The organism is Bacillus suaedaesalsae, assembly GCF_016890225.1.
Classification (GTDB): Bacteria; Bacillota; Bacilli; order Bacillales; family SA4; genus Bacillus_BS; species Bacillus_BS suaedaesalsae.
In genome coordinates this window covers 158,674-174,815 of sequence record NZ_JAFELM010000021.1, presented here as the reverse complement: position 1 = coordinate 174,815, position 16,142 = coordinate 158,674, and the positions used below count along the sequence as shown (strand labels likewise).

Below are 16,142 nucleotides of genomic sequence, written 5' to 3'. Positions count from 1 at the left end.
TTTCTAAGCAAATACTACCACAGAAGACTACTCGAGAGGAGGTGATCATATGGCCCAACGAAACATGGATCAATATAAAGTTGTTAAAGGACATAAAGCAAAGGATTCCGGATTAGAAGCTAGCTACGAGTACTTAACGGGAAATGAGACAAATGGAAATAAAAAAGAAATAGAAAAGAAATAAAATAAGGACCTTCTTTTGGGAAGGTCCACGTAGCTTATGATGCACTTTTATTTGATTGATTGCGATGGATTTCTACTAATTCACGAAGTAATTCATTTGTTTCCGAGCTGTCTATTCCTCTTCTAACAGCAGTTTCAATGACAACATAGAGAATAGCAAAGAATAGAAGTGACCATAAAACAATAGCTAATGGACTCATTATTTAACCTCCGTTGATTGATTCGATTCTTGAAGCAAGGAGCTTACAAGATTACCAAACTGCTTTATATCTTGTAAGTAGTCATAGCCTGGAGGATTTCCTCTTTTATTGTACATACGGACTGCAACTGCTTCATATTCAGGAATGACAAGAACTGTACAACCAGAGGCTCCTAGTATTTGATACGCTCCCTTAGGTACATTGCCCCCAATTTCACTTTGCGCGAAGTTGTTTACATTTCTAAACCAGAAGAATCCGTTTTGAGGAGTATTTTGTAGTGCTATAGGTGTTTGAACAGCAGTAGTCATGTCGAATAAAGCGGAAGGAACCATTTGCTTCCCACCAATTTCTCCGCGTTTCAAGTGACAATATCCAAAGTGGGCTAATTCACGAGCACTGACGTACAGGTTACGCTCAAACCCCGAGTTATCATCAAGACTTAACCTAGCCTCATTTGTAGGCTCGAGCACGTCGCAAACTAAATTCGCCTGCTCGGTACTCTCCCATCCTGTCTCTTGCAATTGTAACGGTTTAAATACATTTTCTTGCAAAATCTCATTTACCGTGCGGGAAGTTGTTTGTAGGATAATTTTATATAATAACGACAATCCTGCATTATTGTAGTCCCAACCTTCCCCTGGAGAAAATTGACGTACAAGCTTTCCGTCTTTTATATCAAGACCATGAGTATGAGTTACAAGATGGCGAATGGTAGTGCCTTCAAGTAAAACCCTTTCCTCATCAAGATAATCTAATACTAGATCATCAATTTCTTTTATTTTCCCTTCATAGACCGCAATGGAAGTCGCTAAGCCGATATAGCTTTTCCTCGTAGAATATACATTAAACCTTGAGTCTTCTTGGACCTTTTGTTCACTTGATAAACTATGAAAGCCTGAGTACCACTCTCCAATAATTTTATCGTGTTGTATGACATAAACAGCAGCTGCTGAAGCAGAGATTTGATGTCGGACAGATTCAACATATGTATAAATCGGTTGTAAATGACATGAAAGTTCTTTCACAAGAAACTGTTCGATAAGATTTTTCATCTTTTCCACCCCAAAATTCAATCTATCTACTACGTTCTCTATGAAACTAGGAAACTCCTGCACATTAAAACCTAGTAATCTCCTCACACAAGTCATATAAAGCTATAATAAAATTATTAAAATTTATGGAACGAAACTTACAATAGAAAAGTCTAGTATAAGAGAGGAGGCAAACATGTATACAGAAAAAGATGTAAAAAAAGCTATGAAGGGTCATAAAAAGTCCATTGAAAAGATTATGGAAAACGAAAAAGGTAGACTGTATCGCATCGCTTACCTTTATGTAAAAAACGAAGACAATGCTGTTGATATTGTCCAGGATGCAGTTTATAAAGCGTATATCTCGATTCATCGCGTAAAAGATCCGTTACTTTTCTCGGCATGGTTAAAGCGCATTACGATTAACTGTGCGCTAGACTTTTTAAAACAACAAAAGAAAGTTGTTCCATTAATCAATGAGATAGTAGAATCAATCCCAACAAAAACGGTTGAAGTCGATGGAAGTCTAGATTTATACAACGCAATTGACCAATTGAATGAACGACACAAGTCCATCATTATTCTAAAGTATTATGAAGATTTGCCGAATAAAGAAATTGCTGAAATATTAGATTGTCCAGAAGGAACCGTGAAATCTAATTTACACCGAGCACTTCAGTTACTAAGAGGATACTTAAAGGAGGACTGTATCAATGAATAACGAGGTGCAACATTTTAAGATAAAAATAGAGAATATACCAATTCCAGAAGAAAAGCTAAATTTCGCCATACATAGGGCAATCAAAAATGGTGAGAAGACACGTGGCTCAAGAATTAATAAAAAGATTTATGGTTTAGCTATTGTCGCTTCCTTATTTATTTTTTTCATTGGTGCATCGTTTGTCTCACCAGCCTTTGCAAAGATGCTTCAGCACATCCCGGTTTTAGGGTCCATTTTATCTACTCAAGATAGTGGTCTTCATGAGGCATCAAAAAAAGGACTTATAAAATCAATTGGCGAAACTGTAGTTGATCATGATATTCCAATTACCATCACAGACGTTTATTATGATAAATTTCGATTAGTAATCGGTTATAAAATTCCAATTAAGCCGGAACTGCTAAAAGATAATGAGATATTTGAGGGATATCCTGAGGTTCAACTACTAGTTGACGGTCAAAATATAATGAGCTATGGAAACAAAATAACGATAGAGGATGGGTATTTAATTGGAGCCATCCAAAGTGAACGTAATTTACCAGATACATTTAATTTAAACATTTCTTTTCATGAAGTTTTAAATAAAACAGGGAAATGGGACTTCGAATTTCCTGTATCCATCGAAGAATTTAGTAGAGAATACGAAGTTAATCAACGTGCAGAACACGATAACAAAGAGCTTCTAGTGGAAACAATTAGTTCAACGCCGAGTGGAACAATGATTAAGCTATCAATAGAAAGCAATGAACGACTTGAAGATACCTATACCTTTCACCTTTATGAACAAGACGGTACCATGTTAGAACTAATTGAAGAAAATATTCAACAACATTATTTAACAAGATTTAATTTAGATTATTTGAAGGTTGAATCCTTGTTTGGTCCAATTAAGAAGGAACAGGTAGTGACAATCGTACCTGTGAAAGTTGACTCAGATTACTCAGAAAAGGAACTAGAAGAACTAGCAATCGAAATAGATTTGACCAAACTAACAAGTGAACCAATTAGTAATCAAGAATATAAATTCTTTGATTATAAGCCAAGTGAAGAAACGTACGTAAGAGAACGCATGGTAAATGAAGTTGTAAAATATCTAGACTTAGAGCTTGGTGAATATACAAAAACGGACCTCTCTATTACGGGAGTTAGGTTTGCTGCTGAATTCCTTCAAAATAATAACATAGATAGTAGAGAGGATATAGCACCCGTCGCATTGTTACGAGAGGAGACTGGATTAATCATCTATAAAAATGATAATGGTATGGACATCGTAACTTCTATTCAAAAAGTAAATGGCAAATGGAAAACCACCGAAACAACAACATTACAAGGAATGTCTAAAGAAAAAATTTCACGTGAATATAAAAAGAAATATAACTAGGATAGATAGAATCAAGAAAATAGTTGTGAGTTTAGTGTAAGAAGAGTACTAGGGCTTAATGCGAATACACTTATAAGAGAATGAAAAAGGCGACTGAAAATCAGTCGCTTTTCCCCATTATTCTAATTCAAACTCAGTCACCAATGGAATAAAATCAATGATTTCATTTTCAAAACCAGCTGACGTGGAACCACCCATTAATGATTTAGATGGTATAAATTCTTTACCCTCTTTATCATATGCAATCCATTCGAAAGAATAAAACTGTTCAAGAGAACGATTTGGATCTTTTATTTGTAAAAATTCTTCAAGTGATACCGCCCATTCATTAGGTAGTTTGAGTGTCCCATAAGAGAGTGAGTCTAAGGGTAAGGATACGTTCATCTGAACTCGCGGATCATATGTGGCAACTCCGTCAGAAACTTGAAAATAACGTCTTTTGATTAAATAGAAAGATAGATTTTGAACGTCATCATTGGGATGTAAATTCCAAACAAAATGAAACGTAGATGGATCATGAGGGTTAATTTTCCAAATTCTTGGTCCATCATTTGCTTCGATATGCGCAATCCTCCATTTTCCCTTTTTCCATGTCCAATAACTTGCTCCATAGTCCCCTGATTCTGAAACAAATGGAACAAACACAGCCTTATCGGTTAAAAAGATTTTATCTTGCAACACCTCAGCTTGAACTTCCGATTGCAGTTCGTTGATACCCTTTAACATTAACCTTTCACTAGGCAAGTCATTTGGTTCCGAAAGGAAAAATAGATAAACATATATGGTCGTTACTAGAGCTAACGCTATGCCACTCATTACTAGTATTTTCTTATTAGTCTTCATTTCCATCACCCTCTTCCCACATCAAGATTGGCTGCTCGGTGCGGAAATATACTTGTCGCTTCTGAGTGGACACAAGAAGACCTTTCCCATCTTGCTCAATGTAGATCATAGTATGTAAACCACTTCCTACTTTAGGCTCTACTCCAACTAATTGATACGGAAACTTTTCTTTTCTCCCTTTTATTTCGAGAGACTCATGTGCTTCTGCATACCATTCCTCACTAACTATTTCTTGCTCTGAAGCAGACTTAATCTGTTCTTGAAGACTTGTTTCGTTAATGGAATTACTAGATGCAGATGGATGTATAGTAATGACCTGTGCATCCTTTATGGAAGATATATAGGTACTGAGTGAATCCTTTGGATAAATTAGATCACCAATATACGGAGTTACAAGTGCAAACGCAAGAAATACATAATTACCGAAAAAGCCAAGCCAGGCAAAGGATCGATACCTTAACCAGCGCTCTCCTTGATGATTACGACCAATAACCAAGTATAATAGAAAGATTCCTAGTGGCAAGATCGCAATATTTAAAATAGATTCCTTAAAAGGTAAGTTGATAGAAAACGAAAACAGTCCTATGAAAACCACGACTATTGACTTCCATAGTTTTGGCTTTTCTATTTTTTTCTGATATAAACGATAAAAGAAAATGCCGATTATCACCCATGCCAAAATTAAAAATACCCAATCAATCAGGACCATATATGTAACTCCTCACCGTTTTTTATTATTATAACATTCTAATTTTTCTTCACGTATATATTACGAAAGAACTTATCATATCTTTTACTAAAGGATAGTGATGGGAAAAAAACGGAATGAAGAGACATGTGAAGGGGGAGATTTATGGTTAATTTTGAAGGAGCGTCTCAAAAAATTCAACACAAAAGGCTATCAGGACTCAAGATTCTTCAACGAGGAATTTTAATAACGATCGGTGCAATACTTATGGCCGTTGGACTTGAGATTTTCTTAGTCCCTAACAAAGTTATAGATGGAGGAATCGTTGGAATATCCATTATTCTTTCCTACTTAACAGGTTGGAAGCTAGGATTATTCTTATTTGTTCTAAACATCCCCTTCTTCTTCATTGGATATAAGCAAATTGGGAAAACGTTCGCTATTTCAACTATGTACGGAATTACCATACTATCAGTCGCTACAACACTTTTACATCCTGTTCCTGCATTTACACAAGACCTTTTACTCGCAACTGTTTTCGGAGGAATCATTCTCGGTGTTGGAGTAGGAATAGTTATTCGATATGGTGGGTCACTGGACGGAACTGAAATACTAGCAATACTGTTCAATAAGCGTGTTCCGTTTTCAGTCGGTGAAGTTATTATGTTTTTTAACATCTTTATTTTAGGAAGTGCAGGTTTCGTATTCGGATGGGACCGAGCAATGTATTCATTGATTGCGTATTTTGTAGCATTTAAATCCATTGATGTCACGATCACAGGACTAGACGAGTCCAAATCAACGTGGATTATAAGTGATTGCCACGAGCAAATTGGGGATGCGATCATGAGTCGTTTAGGACGAGGTGTTACATATATAAATGGTGAAGGAGCTTACTCAGGTGAAGGGAAAAAAGTTATATTCTGTGTTATTACACGACTTGAGGAAGCAAAACTGAAAGAAATTGTTGAAGAAATTGACCCCCATGCCTTTTTAGCGATGGCAGATATTGCAGAGGTTCGTGGAGGTAGATTTAAGAAAAAAGCAATTCACTAAGAGCAAAAGGCTCAGGGCGTCCCGATTAGTTCAGGCTAACCATCAGAAATTCGCTGATGGAAGCTTCACTTTATCTTTGTTTCCTGATGTGATAAAAAACGAGATAGTAAATGATGCAGATCATCATTAGCAAATACTCCTAATATTGCTTTCCCTGATTCATTTATGTAAGCAATAGACCCTTTTGTATCTAATACCATAACACCAGTTGGCATATGCTCTAGCACTGAAAGTGGATCTTCTATTTGCATTAACTACACCTCTCCTTCTATAAAAGAAGAACAGACTAAACTTATCGTTTAGTCTGTCAAAGTTTCAGCGTATTATTTTTTAAACACGACTTTTCCAGCTGTCTTTTCCATAAACGATGGGAATAATTGAAATAGTACGCTACCAGCATTCATCCATTTAGGCAAATTGATTTCACGCTTTTGTGTATAAATTGCATCAACTATTTTTCCCGCTACGTATTCTGAGTCTAGCATATACCTTTGAACGTTTTTAACATAGTTCCCGGATTTATCTGCGGTATCAAAAAATCTTGTTCGAATCGGCCCAGGATTTACTGATGTAACATGAATATTTGTCATGTTTAATTCCATTCGCAAACTATTTGTAAATCCTAGTACTGCATGTTTCGTTGCTGAATAGACACTCGATTTCGGACTCGCAATTTTCCCCGCTTGTGATGCGACATTAATAATATGTCCTTCGTTCTGCTGGAGCATAAACGGTATAACCGACTTCGTCATTCCAATAAGGCCACACACATTCACTTCAAACATGGATTTCATATCATGTAAATTAATGTTTTCCACAGCATCAAATACACCGAAGCCAGCATTATTTATGAGTACATGGATCGTACCCACTTTATTTGTGATATGTTGAATCGTTTCATCAATTTTCTCAAGTTGCTGCACGTCCAACACATAATATGGACTATCGATGTGATATTTTTCTTTAATTGTACTGGAAACTCGCTTCAATCGATCCTCGCTTCTAGCTATTAGAATAGGTGTACCACCTTTTTTGGCAACTAAATAAGCAATTTCTTCCCCAATTCCACTTGATGCACCAGTAATTACTATATTTTTCCATTGTAACTTCATTGTTGATCCACCTTTATATAGAATAAAACAGCCACGGTACTTTAGTACGATCAACCTGAATATAGTTATCTTCCTCCAGGTAATCTAGCTGACCTAACGTTTCAGACAATGTAAGGGCCACTTCTCTTTTATATACTTGAGGAAATAAAGACTGACATAGCTGCAAGCAAGTTTGCGGACCATTTTTCTTAAGCAGTTCTAAAACTAGTTCTGCTCGTTTTTCTTGTTTATGCAATCTCTCTTTTATCAACTCAGTTGCATGGTTTATTATACTACCATGTCCAGTATAAATAACATCTAAATCAAGGTCACTTATTTTTCTTAATGAACTGTTATATTGCAAAAGGGTTTTCGGTCGTTCATTCCCTTTCATTGGTGGTTCAAATAAAGGATTAGAAGAAATGTGTCCAATTAACAAATCGCCACCTAATAATAGACTATTTTCTTTATGGTAAAGAGCAATATGACTTTGTGCATGACCAGGAGTCTCTAGTACCTCCCAGCCAGGTAAACCTGGTATCTTATCTCCTTCTTGTAATTCATGTGTTAATTCACGATGGCAATTAAAGGCAAGAGGGTCTTTTAGATGAGCTGCTTTTTCCAAAAGTGCCTCATCCAATCCAAGATTTACAAACAAATCTAAGTAAAATTGATCATGATGCTTAAAGAATACTTCATCATTTGTAATCCATGGACGGTTGAAACGATGACCAAAAATGGGTATATCTGTGGATAAGAAATCTAACATTCCAACGTGATCAGGATGATGATGTGTGATTACAACCTGTTCGATATCAGTATAAGAATACCCAATATGTTGTAGCTCATTTTTAAATACTTGCCAAGCTTCTTCTGTTTTTACACCAGCATCTATTAACGTTAATTTCTCAGATTCAACAATATGAACATTTACATCCCCAACAGCAAAAGGGGTCGGTAAACTTATACAATGGATTCCATTTGAGTAAGAAGTAAGCCTATTCAAAGGTAACCCTCCATTCTATGTAACTATATTTTCTCAGGATAATTATATCATTTAAGTTTACCTTTTCCATTCGCCTTTGTCGTTATTTTCAAATAATTAAATTAAACATGATTATTCTATACGTCAAAAGGAACACATTAGCTGTGTACCTTTACAATGGGACTTCCATGTAATGTCATAAATTCTTCACTAATCAGGATCATCCTTAATGGACCTTGTCGTAATACCCAATCTTCGCTAGCATTATCACCATTGCTAACGATCTTTTCATCTTACAGTGTTAACTCTCTTAATTGTATTTTTGGTAACTTATTCAAATTAGTAAGTTCACTTCTTATTCATAAATCTTCCCATTACAATCGTGTTATAGTAGTTTCCATCCGAAAGTATCTTGTCCCTCTTTAATACTCCTTCTACTTCAAAACCAAGTGATTCGTATAGTTTTACAGCCTTATCATTTGTTTCTAAGACTTGTAACGTCATTTTGCTAAGGTTGTTTTCGTCAGCCCACTTAATGGACTCTTTTAATAAATTCTTCCCAATCCCATATCCCCAAAACTCTTTTAAAACACCGACACCAAACTCTACCTTATGTGAAAATCTTTTTAATGGATTTCCTTCACATCTAGAGAATGCAACGAGTTTATCTCCAATCTCGACCACTAAGAAAATGTTCCTCTCATTTTCAGAGTCTATTATTATCAATTGTTCAAACCCTTCTCTATCAATGAAAGCTTCACCTGGTTCACGATCCAGTTTTTCCGTTTCACCATCAATTTGCAATCTTAAATGTGAAAGTGAGTCTGCATCCTTAAGTACGGCAGATCGTATCGTATAATGCAACCCTTTACTAGTAAACTCTTTATTATCTATTAGCATCGTATTACTCCCTTTTAAAACAATAATTGCTCCATAAACCCTATAAAAAAAATTGATAGAATCAAAACAGGAATGGAAATTAATACCTTATTTAGATTACTTATCATACTAAATGACTTATATAATGTCACTACTAATTGATAAATTAGTAAGATAACCGGAATACTAATCAATATTGCGAATAAATCTACACGTGTAAATGGTTTACTAATATAGCGATCAAACTGATAATTAACCAAAAATATTAATGTAAACATAATAAATTGGAGGGAAATGAACTTTACATACCTCACAAATCAACCTCGTTTCTAATCAGTTACTAACTTCCTATTCAACAACAATAGACCACTTACAAAATATAAAATTGAACTTCCGTAGAAGATCGCGTCGATTGTAAAGAAATCTGCTAAAATACCTGCCGACATGACAGCTAAAGATGAAAAAAGAGCAGTCCAAAAGTGGTAGCTTCCTAGCTTTTGTCCTCGATTGCTTTTGTCCGTGTAATCTACTAACAACATCTTTTCTCCGTGCTTTTGCAGAGCACCAAGTAACCCAAGAATAACTTGAATTACATATACTTGATTTACTTCAGTAATATGTGGAAAAGTAAGTAAAGTAAGAGCCATACCAAAACAATGTACAAACATAAACATTCGGTTTTCGATATGCATTGAGACTTTTCCGAGAAGTGGATAAATTAAAGCTGAGCTTAACCCAAATAATCCGTAAGAAAATCCAAATGTGGTAAAGGACGAACCGACATTTTTCAAAAACAAAATATAAAAAGGAAAAATTAAGCTACTGGCAAAGAATGTGATACTTTGCGACATCATGAATATCTTTAATCGTTGCTGAGAGTTCATTGTTTATACTCCTTATAAAAGTAGTTATAAAACAACTCATCAGGGTCATATACAAGCTTCTTCTCAAAAAACTCTATTGATCTTGGGTACGCTTTTGTTAACTGATCCTTCGTCGGATATGGCATGTAAGGTAAATAATAACTTCCATTATGCTCAAGTGTCACTTGAATCATCTTTTGAACAATTTGCTTTGCTTTTTCTGATTCTTCCTCTGATAATCCTTGATTGATTAATAAAACAAGAGCAAACATATCATCCTTTGCATAGGAAAGGACTGCATCTTCATTTTTATTTACATAACGAATCGTGATATTCACTAAATTTAGCTCTTCATCTGAAAGCTCTTCTCTTAAGTCATCAATGTAAGGTGTGAAATGATGAATGGGTACGAAATATTCCTGCAAAACGTCTGTGTCATTTGCGTCCTCATATTCTAGAAATTTAGATTCCGATCTCATCACATTATTTCTTGAGACAAGTTCACCATTAATAGAGTGAAAATACTTTTCTTGCATATTCCAAAGCATTTCCTTACCCCAATCGTAATGACGAGACAGACCTAGTAGAAACTTCGTTAGCCACGTGGCGCGGTCTTCCTTTAATTTATCATGATCTGTTAATAGCTTTTGCTCTGAGGCAAACACATAATCTGTTACGTACATCTTAGTTAGGAAATTTTCAGGAGAAGTTGAGATTCTTGCTAAATGCATTCTCACCTCTTCATTTTCCTTGACGGAAGACACAAAATAATTGGTGTACTCGTCATAACTCATTGCCTTCGTTTGCATTACATAAAGCTCATCTTCCGTTAATTCTAGTTCAACGTCTAAAATAACACCGAATAGTCCATAACCACCGATGACGAGATAAAACAACTCTTCGTTTTCCTCTCTGCTTACATGAAGAATCTCACCTTCCGCAGTTAGCAATCTAAATGATCGTACCGAATCAATTAATGAACCGTAACGAATATCACGTCCGTGAGCATTTACACTGAGTGAACCACCAATCGTAAAAATGTTTTGTGACTGCATGACCTTTACTGCTAAACCGTATGGATTTACATATTGTTGAATATCATTCCACGTTGCGCCACTTTGAACAGTAATTGTCTTTTTGTCTAAATTAAAATCTAGTATGTCATTATAAGTCGTCATATCTAGGACAATGGAGTCTTTATAATACGTATGTCCACCCATACTATGTCTCTTACCAGCTATGGAAACTTTTTTTCCATTTTCATTGGCTTCTTTGATTACTTGAAGAATTGATTGCTCTTCTTTCCCTTTGACAACTTTCTCTACTTTTACGGGCATTAATTGACTCACATCTGTCATTTCAACGGATCCATCTTTATTGAAAAACATTGAGGAAATGAGAAGAATAACATAAGTAAAAATGATTAGAAATATGATAATTTTTTCTTTCATAAAATGTCTCCTACATAAAAAAGTATGATTAGTAATTCTGTAAGAAAGAAGGTTTTTCCTTCATAAAAAAAAGAAAGCACATTTCTAGAAGGTTTTCACGAGGAAGTGGTACTATAAATAGAGAAAATTATTTCATGAAGGAGGAGTTAGAATGGAAGCAAAGCTTTTTAGCCCATTTCAAATAAAAGACGTAACATTAAAAAATCGAGTTGTTATGTCACCTATGTGTATGTATTCGTCACATAATGAAGATGGGATGGTTCAAAATTGGCATTTCACTCATTATGTAAGTCGTGCTGTTGGGCAAGTTGGGTTAATTATGGTAGAAGCTACTGCGGTAACGCCACAAGGCCGAATTTCCAATCAAGATCTTGGAATTTGGAGTGATGACCATATTCCTGGGTTAAAGACACTTGTGAATATGATGAAGGAACAAGGTGCAAAAACGGCCATTCAAATTGCACATGCGGGTCGTAAATCTATGACGAATGAAGACATTATCGCACCTTCTGCTATCGCCTTTAATGAAAAATCAAAATTACCGATTGAGATGAGTATAGAAGTGATTAAAAAAACTGTGGAAGCATTCAAAGCAGGTGTTGCTCGTGCGAAGGAAGCTGGCTTTGACATTATTGAGCTTCATGGTGCACATGGATACTTAATTAATGAATTTTTATCTCCACTTTCTAATAAAAGAGAAGATGAATACGGTGGAAATCCGGAAAATCGTTATCGATTCCTTCGCGAAATCATCGATGCGGTCAAAACGGTTTGGGACGGCCCTTTATTTGTAAGGGTATCTGCTCACGATTATCATCCTGATGGACTAACTCCCGAAGATTATGTTACATATGCCAACTGGATGAAAGAACAGGGTGTTGATTTAATTGATGTCAGTTCAGGTGCTGTAGTTCCTGCAGCTATCAATGTATATCCTGGTTATCAGGTAGGCTTCGCAGAAACAATTCGAAATGGTGCAAATATCGCAACTGGAGCAGTTGGACTCATTACAACAGGGAACCAAGCAGAGGAAATTTTGCAAAATGATCGTTCTGATCTTATATTTGTAGCACGTGAACTTTTACGGGATCCTTACTGGCCACGAACAGCTGCAAAGCAATTAGGCGTTACAATCCCATCCCCTAAGCAATATGACCGTGGATGGTAACAATCATAAATAACCGGAGTGCAAGGCACTTCGGTTCTATTTCTTTTTGGTGGTGACTTTCATGCTAGCACTTTTCCACGGTGCCCTTTTAGCAATTGGTTTAATACTTCCTCTTGGTGTACAAAATGTATTTGTTTTTAATCAAGGTGCCACTCAAAGGTCCTTTCTTTACGCATTGCCAGCAGTTATAACTGCTTCTTTATGCGATACACTATTAATTAGTCTTGCTATTTCAGGTGTATCGTTACTCATTTTTCAAATATTGTGGCTCAAACCTATCGTTCTATTAATTGGTTCCTTTTTTTTACTATATATGGGATGGACAATTTGGAGGACAACTACTTCTACAAAAACAGAGAAGAAAACTCCATTATCCATTAAAGAACAAATTGGATTTGCCCTTTCTGTCTCATTATTAAATCCACACGCTATTCTAGACACAATCGGAGTCATCGGTACAAGTTCCATTGTGTATGAAGGTACTGAAAAATTTTTATTTACAATTGGATGTATCTTCATTTCATGGATTTGGTTTTTCACCTTAGCGTTAACTGGCAGAGCATTAGGAAAACTTGATACTTCAACAAAGCTATTAAAACGAATCAATTATCTTTCAGCTATTATTATATGGGTTATTGCATTTACTCTATTTTATCAGTTAATCAGAGAAGCAATCCTATAATTTTTCTCCAGTACTTAAGTCATAAAAAGGGGAAACAACACATAGTTCATTTTTCCTTTTTTTACTTAAAAGCCCAATATTTAACTATTATTTAATCTAAGTGTAATAAAATTGAGAAAATTTTAATTTTTTAGTAACAAATAGATGCTATAGTTTCATTCGTTGGTCATTTCACAATAATGGAGGAATACACGTATGAAACTAAAACTTGTAAGGAATTTGTTTTTATCTTTATTAACTGTCGCACTTTTTCTCGCTCCTACGTTCAATGTTAACGCCGCTACTTATTCTTGGAACATTTACAGCAACTACATTGAATATCAACCAACCGGCCAAGATTTTTATAACAAATCATGTGGCCAAGTAAACAATGCTACACAGGGATACTTCCGGTTACCAACTACATACTCAGATCAAACCATTGCAAGTTATACTGTTGCTACGAACAAAACAGTTAAGCTAGACTTTGGGAGCTGCTCAAGCTATGGAATGACACACATTTTATCAAGACATGTACCAGAACAATTTATTGGAAATCCGACAACTACACAATCTTTTTTTAATCCGGGCTATTCTATAGGTTTTTATGAAAATGTAATCGCTAATATTATCAATAGCAATAAAACTCAAATTGCTAATTATGGTTTTTCTAGTTCGGGAACTGTTGTGTATGGTTATGTGTATGGAAATACAGCTTATAAAGTCAAGTTAGTAGTAAAAGGTGGCAAGGTTATTACGATGTATCCAGATGGTTGGGGACTTGGTGTAAAAAAATATTAATAAATAGAGATAGGGAGAACCATTCTCCCTATCTTCATCCTTTCATAAAGGAGTCTAAATATGATTGAAGTAACTAGCTATTTTTTAAAACCAAATGTATTAATTGATGATATAGAAAAAGCCTCAATACATCGTAATCAATATTTCATTGAAGTAAACGATAGGGAAAAAGTATTAAAACATATCTCCACTACCCATCCCGTCTATCCAGGCATGATTGAAATTAAGCATGGCCAAACTACCATTCTAGGAACAGCCTACAATGATAGTGTTGATGGATTATGGTATAACATAATACAATGCCTAAACTTACTTACTAATCATCGACACGTTTCTGCTCCATTTGTCTATCATCCATTTGAGCTGGCGTTAACATTTGTTCAAAACAATCATGAAGAAATAACAATATCTATTATTCAAGAGGATACCATTATTGATAGTTGGAGATTACCTAGATATGAAACGATTACCGCTCTTCTGCATGGTGCTAATTTGTTTTTTAAACAGTTAAAAGAACTTAACTTTAATCTTGTAGTAAACGATTCAGAGGATATTTTAGATACTATTACCAAATTAAAAACTCAATATGATGCATAAGGAAAGAACCTTTCTACTATACGAAAGGTTCTTTATTTCCGTTTCTTTCTCTAGCCAAAATCCAAGAACTACCTTTTAGCAATTGGTAATTCTTCCTATCGGTTTACAAATGTATATATTTTCAATGAAGGTGCCACTCAATTTAAATAGGCACTATTATATTAGATATAAATAAGGGAACATTTTTAGCTATGTTTCCTTTTCTCAATATGCACTCTTTAGTTTTTGTATATATCTTCATATAACTTCTCTATAAAAAAAGAGTTGCCTAGTTGCAACCCTCTTTACTTATCCTAATTTTGCCGGAAACCGAATCGTAACCGTTGTTCCTTTACCTTTTACACTATCAAAGTGAATGGTTCCTTTATACTTTGTAGCAATATTAAAGCAAATCATCATCCCTAGACCGGTCCCTTTACTTTTTAACGAGTAAAATGGGGTACCAAGAGAATTCATCTCTTCTTTTGACATACCTTGTCCACGATCAATGACATTAATTTCAACCAAGTCTTTTTTTCTCTCAGCGGTGATGACAACAGAATCACCGACTTTTGATGCTTCAATGGCATTTTTAATAATATTAATTAAGAGTTGTTTAAACTCAATAGTATTTGCAGCAATATAACAATCCTCTACCCTCTCAAGTACAATCTTATTATCATGTAGGAGTCCATAAGTATTGAGTAGATCCGTTACACTTTGAAGTACGTTCTTAACATTTACTAGCTCAATTTGAGTGTCCTTGTCCGGCTTCGCAATTGATAAAAATTGAGAAATTACCTGTTCTGCCGTGTTTAATTCATCAATCATTAACGAGTAATGCCTCTTACTATTAACATTATTATTATCTTTCTCATACAATTGTAAAAAACCTTTAACTACTGTTAATGGATTTCTAATCTCATGTGCCACAGCAGCAGCCAGTTGCCCAGTTGTTTTCAGACGTTCTGATTGTTTTATTTGCTCATAGTAAAGCTGCTGTTTCTTCAATCGTCCATATGATAGGTAAAATATAAAATATAGAATGGCTTGGCTTCCTAAGAAGTTAATAATATTACCGATTAAGTCTTCTCTTATATAAGGATAAAGATGTCCTTGATCAACCATAGCAATATAGCTAAAAAGACTAATGATTGAGAAGGTATTTACTAGTAAAGAAAAATAAAAAAGTCTTATATCAAAAAACAAAATTGAGATGGCAGGAATAAAGCATAAAAATATAAAGTTCGACCACGTATTGGGATATAAGAAGAAGATGGTATAAAAGTATGTAGATGCTACGATGATGATGATAATTCTAAGAAAATGTGACTTATATTTAGGATAAATTAATAAGCAAGTTGAAAATAGGAAAACTAGAACACCATGGGTAATATAGCCTACTCCAAGATGATGAAGAAGCGGGTTATCAACAATCAGCCCAAGGAGCATAAGTGTAATTACCACTAATACTGTGCTGTAATATAACTTATGATTAATTTTAGTATAATTGATCTCCATACTTCTTATCCCTTCTACTAACAGCGCACGCTTAATTTGTAAG

Annotated in this window: 19 protein-coding genes; 8 read left to right on the top strand and 11 right to left on the bottom strand. The window is 35.0% G+C overall.

The window, feature by feature from the left end:
• Positions 1-49 precede the first annotated feature (49 nt).
• Positions 50-184 carry a hypothetical protein gene (locus JR050_RS20505; protein ID WP_283244057.1) on the top strand — a complete coding sequence of 45 codons (135 nt, stop codon included), beginning with the start codon at positions 50-52 and terminating at the stop codon, positions 182-184.
• A gap of 34 nt (positions 185-218) precedes the next feature.
• Here JR050_RS20505 and JR050_RS06910 read toward each other — a convergent pair whose 3' ends face one another.
• Entirely contained in the window at positions 219-383 is a 165-nt protein-coding gene (locus JR050_RS06910; protein WP_204202775.1) for a hypothetical protein, read from the bottom strand.
• On the bottom strand, positions 383-1,435 hold the full coding sequence (locus tag JR050_RS06905; protein ID WP_204202774.1) for a serine hydrolase domain-containing protein: 1,053 nt from the start codon (positions 1,433-1,435) through the stop codon (positions 383-385). Before JR050_RS06905 ends, JR050_RS06910 begins: the two co-directional genes overlap by 1 nt.
• A 175-nt stretch (positions 1,436-1,610) precedes the next feature.
• On the opposite strand from JR050_RS06905, the gene JR050_RS06900 reads away from it, so the two are divergent.
• The gene (locus tag JR050_RS06900) at positions 1,611-2,135 is read left to right on the top strand and encodes a sigma-70 family RNA polymerase sigma factor (RefSeq protein ID WP_204202773.1); all 525 of its coding nucleotides are present in this window, start codon (positions 1,611-1,613) and stop codon (positions 2,133-2,135) included.
• Positions 2,128-3,516: a DUF4179 domain-containing protein gene (locus tag JR050_RS06895; protein ID WP_204202772.1), complete on the top strand. Its 1,389-nt coding sequence runs from the start codon at positions 2,128-2,130 to the stop codon at positions 3,514-3,516. Before JR050_RS06900 ends, JR050_RS06895 begins: the two co-directional genes overlap by 8 nt.
• Before the next feature lie 117 nt (positions 3,517-3,633).
• Here the strand turns inward: JR050_RS06895 and JR050_RS06890 are convergent, their stop codons facing one another.
• The gene (locus JR050_RS06890; RefSeq protein ID WP_204202771.1) at positions 3,634-4,359 is read right to left on the bottom strand and encodes a hypothetical protein; all 726 of its coding nucleotides are present in this window, start codon (positions 4,357-4,359) and stop codon (positions 3,634-3,636) included.
• Positions 4,349-5,068 carry a hypothetical protein gene (locus tag JR050_RS06885; protein WP_204202770.1) on the bottom strand — a complete coding sequence of 240 codons (720 nt, stop codon included), beginning with the start codon at positions 5,066-5,068 and terminating at the stop codon, positions 4,349-4,351. Before JR050_RS06885 ends, JR050_RS06890 begins: the two co-directional genes overlap by 11 nt.
• Before the next feature lie 144 nt (positions 5,069-5,212).
• Between JR050_RS06885 and JR050_RS06880 the strand changes: the two genes are divergently transcribed.
• Entirely contained in the window at positions 5,213-6,103 is an 891-nt protein-coding gene (locus tag JR050_RS06880; RefSeq protein WP_204202769.1) for a YitT family protein, read from the top strand.
• Between the two features lie 65 nt (positions 6,104-6,168).
• Here the strand turns inward: JR050_RS06880 and JR050_RS06875 are convergent, their stop codons facing one another.
• The 6 genes from JR050_RS06875 to JR050_RS06850 form a co-directional block, all read right to left on the bottom strand.
• Entirely contained in the window at positions 6,169-6,354 is a 186-nt protein-coding gene (locus JR050_RS06875; RefSeq protein WP_204202768.1) for a PAS domain-containing protein, read from the bottom strand.
• 72 nt (positions 6,355-6,426) lie between these two features.
• Positions 6,427-7,215: an SDR family NAD(P)-dependent oxidoreductase gene (locus JR050_RS06870; protein WP_204202767.1), complete on the bottom strand. Its 789-nt coding sequence runs from the start codon at positions 7,213-7,215 to the stop codon at positions 6,427-6,429.
• 13 nt (positions 7,216-7,228) lie between these two features.
• Positions 7,229-8,200, bottom strand: a complete 972-nt coding sequence (locus tag JR050_RS06865) for an MBL fold metallo-hydrolase (RefSeq protein WP_204202766.1) — start codon at positions 8,198-8,200, stop codon at positions 7,229-7,231.
• 327 nt (positions 8,201-8,527) lie between these two features.
• Complete coding sequence (locus JR050_RS06860) at positions 8,528-9,079, bottom strand: GNAT family N-acetyltransferase (RefSeq protein ID WP_204202765.1); 552 nt, start codon at positions 9,077-9,079, stop codon at positions 8,528-8,530.
• Positions 9,080-9,387: 308 nt separating this feature from the next.
• Positions 9,388-9,942, bottom strand: a complete 555-nt coding sequence (locus tag JR050_RS06855) for an MFS transporter (protein ID WP_204202764.1) — start codon at positions 9,940-9,942, stop codon at positions 9,388-9,390.
• Complete coding sequence (locus tag JR050_RS06850; RefSeq protein WP_204202763.1) at positions 9,939-11,372, bottom strand: FAD-binding oxidoreductase; 1,434 nt, start codon at positions 11,370-11,372, stop codon at positions 9,939-9,941. Before JR050_RS06850 ends, JR050_RS06855 begins: the two co-directional genes overlap by 4 nt.
• A 151-nt stretch (positions 11,373-11,523) precedes the next feature.
• Between JR050_RS06850 and namA the strand changes: the two genes are divergently transcribed.
• From namA to JR050_RS06830, 4 genes are all read left to right on the top strand, one after another.
• Positions 11,524-12,540 (top strand): NADPH dehydrogenase NamA, encoded by a 1,017-nt coding sequence (gene namA, locus JR050_RS06845; RefSeq protein WP_204202762.1) that lies wholly within the window; start codon positions 11,524-11,526, stop codon positions 12,538-12,540.
• Positions 12,541-12,601: 61 nt separating this feature from the next.
• On the top strand, positions 12,602-13,222 hold the full coding sequence (locus JR050_RS06840) for a LysE/ArgO family amino acid transporter (protein ID WP_204202761.1): 621 nt from the start codon (positions 12,602-12,604) through the stop codon (positions 13,220-13,222).
• A 195-nt stretch (positions 13,223-13,417) separates the two neighbouring features.
• On the top strand, positions 13,418-14,002 hold the full coding sequence (locus JR050_RS06835) for a hypothetical protein (protein ID WP_204202760.1): 585 nt from the start codon (positions 13,418-13,420) through the stop codon (positions 14,000-14,002).
• Positions 14,003-14,062: 60 nt separating this feature from the next.
• On the top strand, positions 14,063-14,599 hold the full coding sequence (locus JR050_RS06830; protein ID WP_204202759.1) for a hypothetical protein: 537 nt from the start codon (positions 14,063-14,065) through the stop codon (positions 14,597-14,599).
• A 288-nt stretch (positions 14,600-14,887) separates the two neighbouring features.
• On the opposite strand, the gene JR050_RS06825 is transcribed toward JR050_RS06830, so the two are convergent.
• The gene (locus JR050_RS06825; RefSeq protein WP_204202758.1) at positions 14,888-16,099 is read right to left on the bottom strand and encodes a sensor histidine kinase; all 1,212 of its coding nucleotides are present in this window, start codon (positions 16,097-16,099) and stop codon (positions 14,888-14,890) included.
• Positions 16,100-16,142: the final 43 nt, after the last annotated feature.

Coding starts and splice junctions, on each gene's coding strand:
- JR050_RS06850 (WP_204202763.1), bottom strand. CDS start 11,372: ATGAAAGAAAAAATTATCATATTTCTAATCATTTTTACTTATGTTATT.
- JR050_RS06835 (WP_204202760.1), top strand. CDS start 13,418: ATGAAACTAAAACTTGTAAGGAATTTGTTTTTATCTTTATTAACTGTC.
- JR050_RS20505 (WP_283244057.1), top strand. CDS start 50: ATGGCCCAACGAAACATGGATCAATATAAAGTTGTTAAAGGACATAAA.
- JR050_RS06825 (WP_204202758.1), bottom strand. CDS start 16,099: ATGGAGATCAATTATACTAAAATTAATCATAAGTTATATTACAGCACA.
- JR050_RS06860 (WP_204202765.1), bottom strand. CDS start 9,079: ATGCTAATAGATAATAAAGAGTTTACTAGTAAAGGGTTGCATTATACG.
- JR050_RS06885 (WP_204202770.1), bottom strand. CDS start 5,068: ATGGTCCTGATTGATTGGGTATTTTTAATTTTGGCATGGGTGATAATC.
- JR050_RS06840 (WP_204202761.1), top strand. CDS start 12,602: ATGCTAGCACTTTTCCACGGTGCCCTTTTAGCAATTGGTTTAATACTT.
- JR050_RS06855 (WP_204202764.1), bottom strand. CDS start 9,942: ATGAACTCTCAGCAACGATTAAAGATATTCATGATGTCGCAAAGTATC.
- JR050_RS06875 (WP_204202768.1), bottom strand. CDS start 6,354: ATGCAAATAGAAGATCCACTTTCAGTGCTAGAGCATATGCCAACTGGT.
- JR050_RS06890 (WP_204202771.1), bottom strand. CDS start 4,359: ATGAAGACTAATAAGAAAATACTAGTAATGAGTGGCATAGCGTTAGCT.
- JR050_RS06895 (WP_204202772.1), top strand. CDS start 2,128: ATGAATAACGAGGTGCAACATTTTAAGATAAAAATAGAGAATATACCA.
- JR050_RS06870 (WP_204202767.1), bottom strand. CDS start 7,215: ATGAAGTTACAATGGAAAAATATAGTAATTACTGGTGCATCAAGTGGA.
- JR050_RS06830 (WP_204202759.1), top strand. CDS start 14,063: ATGATTGAAGTAACTAGCTATTTTTTAAAACCAAATGTATTAATTGAT.
- JR050_RS06880 (WP_204202769.1), top strand. CDS start 5,213: ATGGTTAATTTTGAAGGAGCGTCTCAAAAAATTCAACACAAAAGGCTA.
- JR050_RS06900 (WP_204202773.1), top strand. CDS start 1,611: ATGTATACAGAAAAAGATGTAAAAAAAGCTATGAAGGGTCATAAAAAG.
- namA (WP_204202762.1), top strand. CDS start 11,524: ATGGAAGCAAAGCTTTTTAGCCCATTTCAAATAAAAGACGTAACATTA.
- JR050_RS06905 (WP_204202774.1), bottom strand. CDS start 1,435: ATGAAAAATCTTATCGAACAGTTTCTTGTGAAAGAACTTTCATGTCAT.
- JR050_RS06910 (WP_204202775.1), bottom strand. CDS start 383: ATGAGTCCATTAGCTATTGTTTTATGGTCACTTCTATTCTTTGCTATT.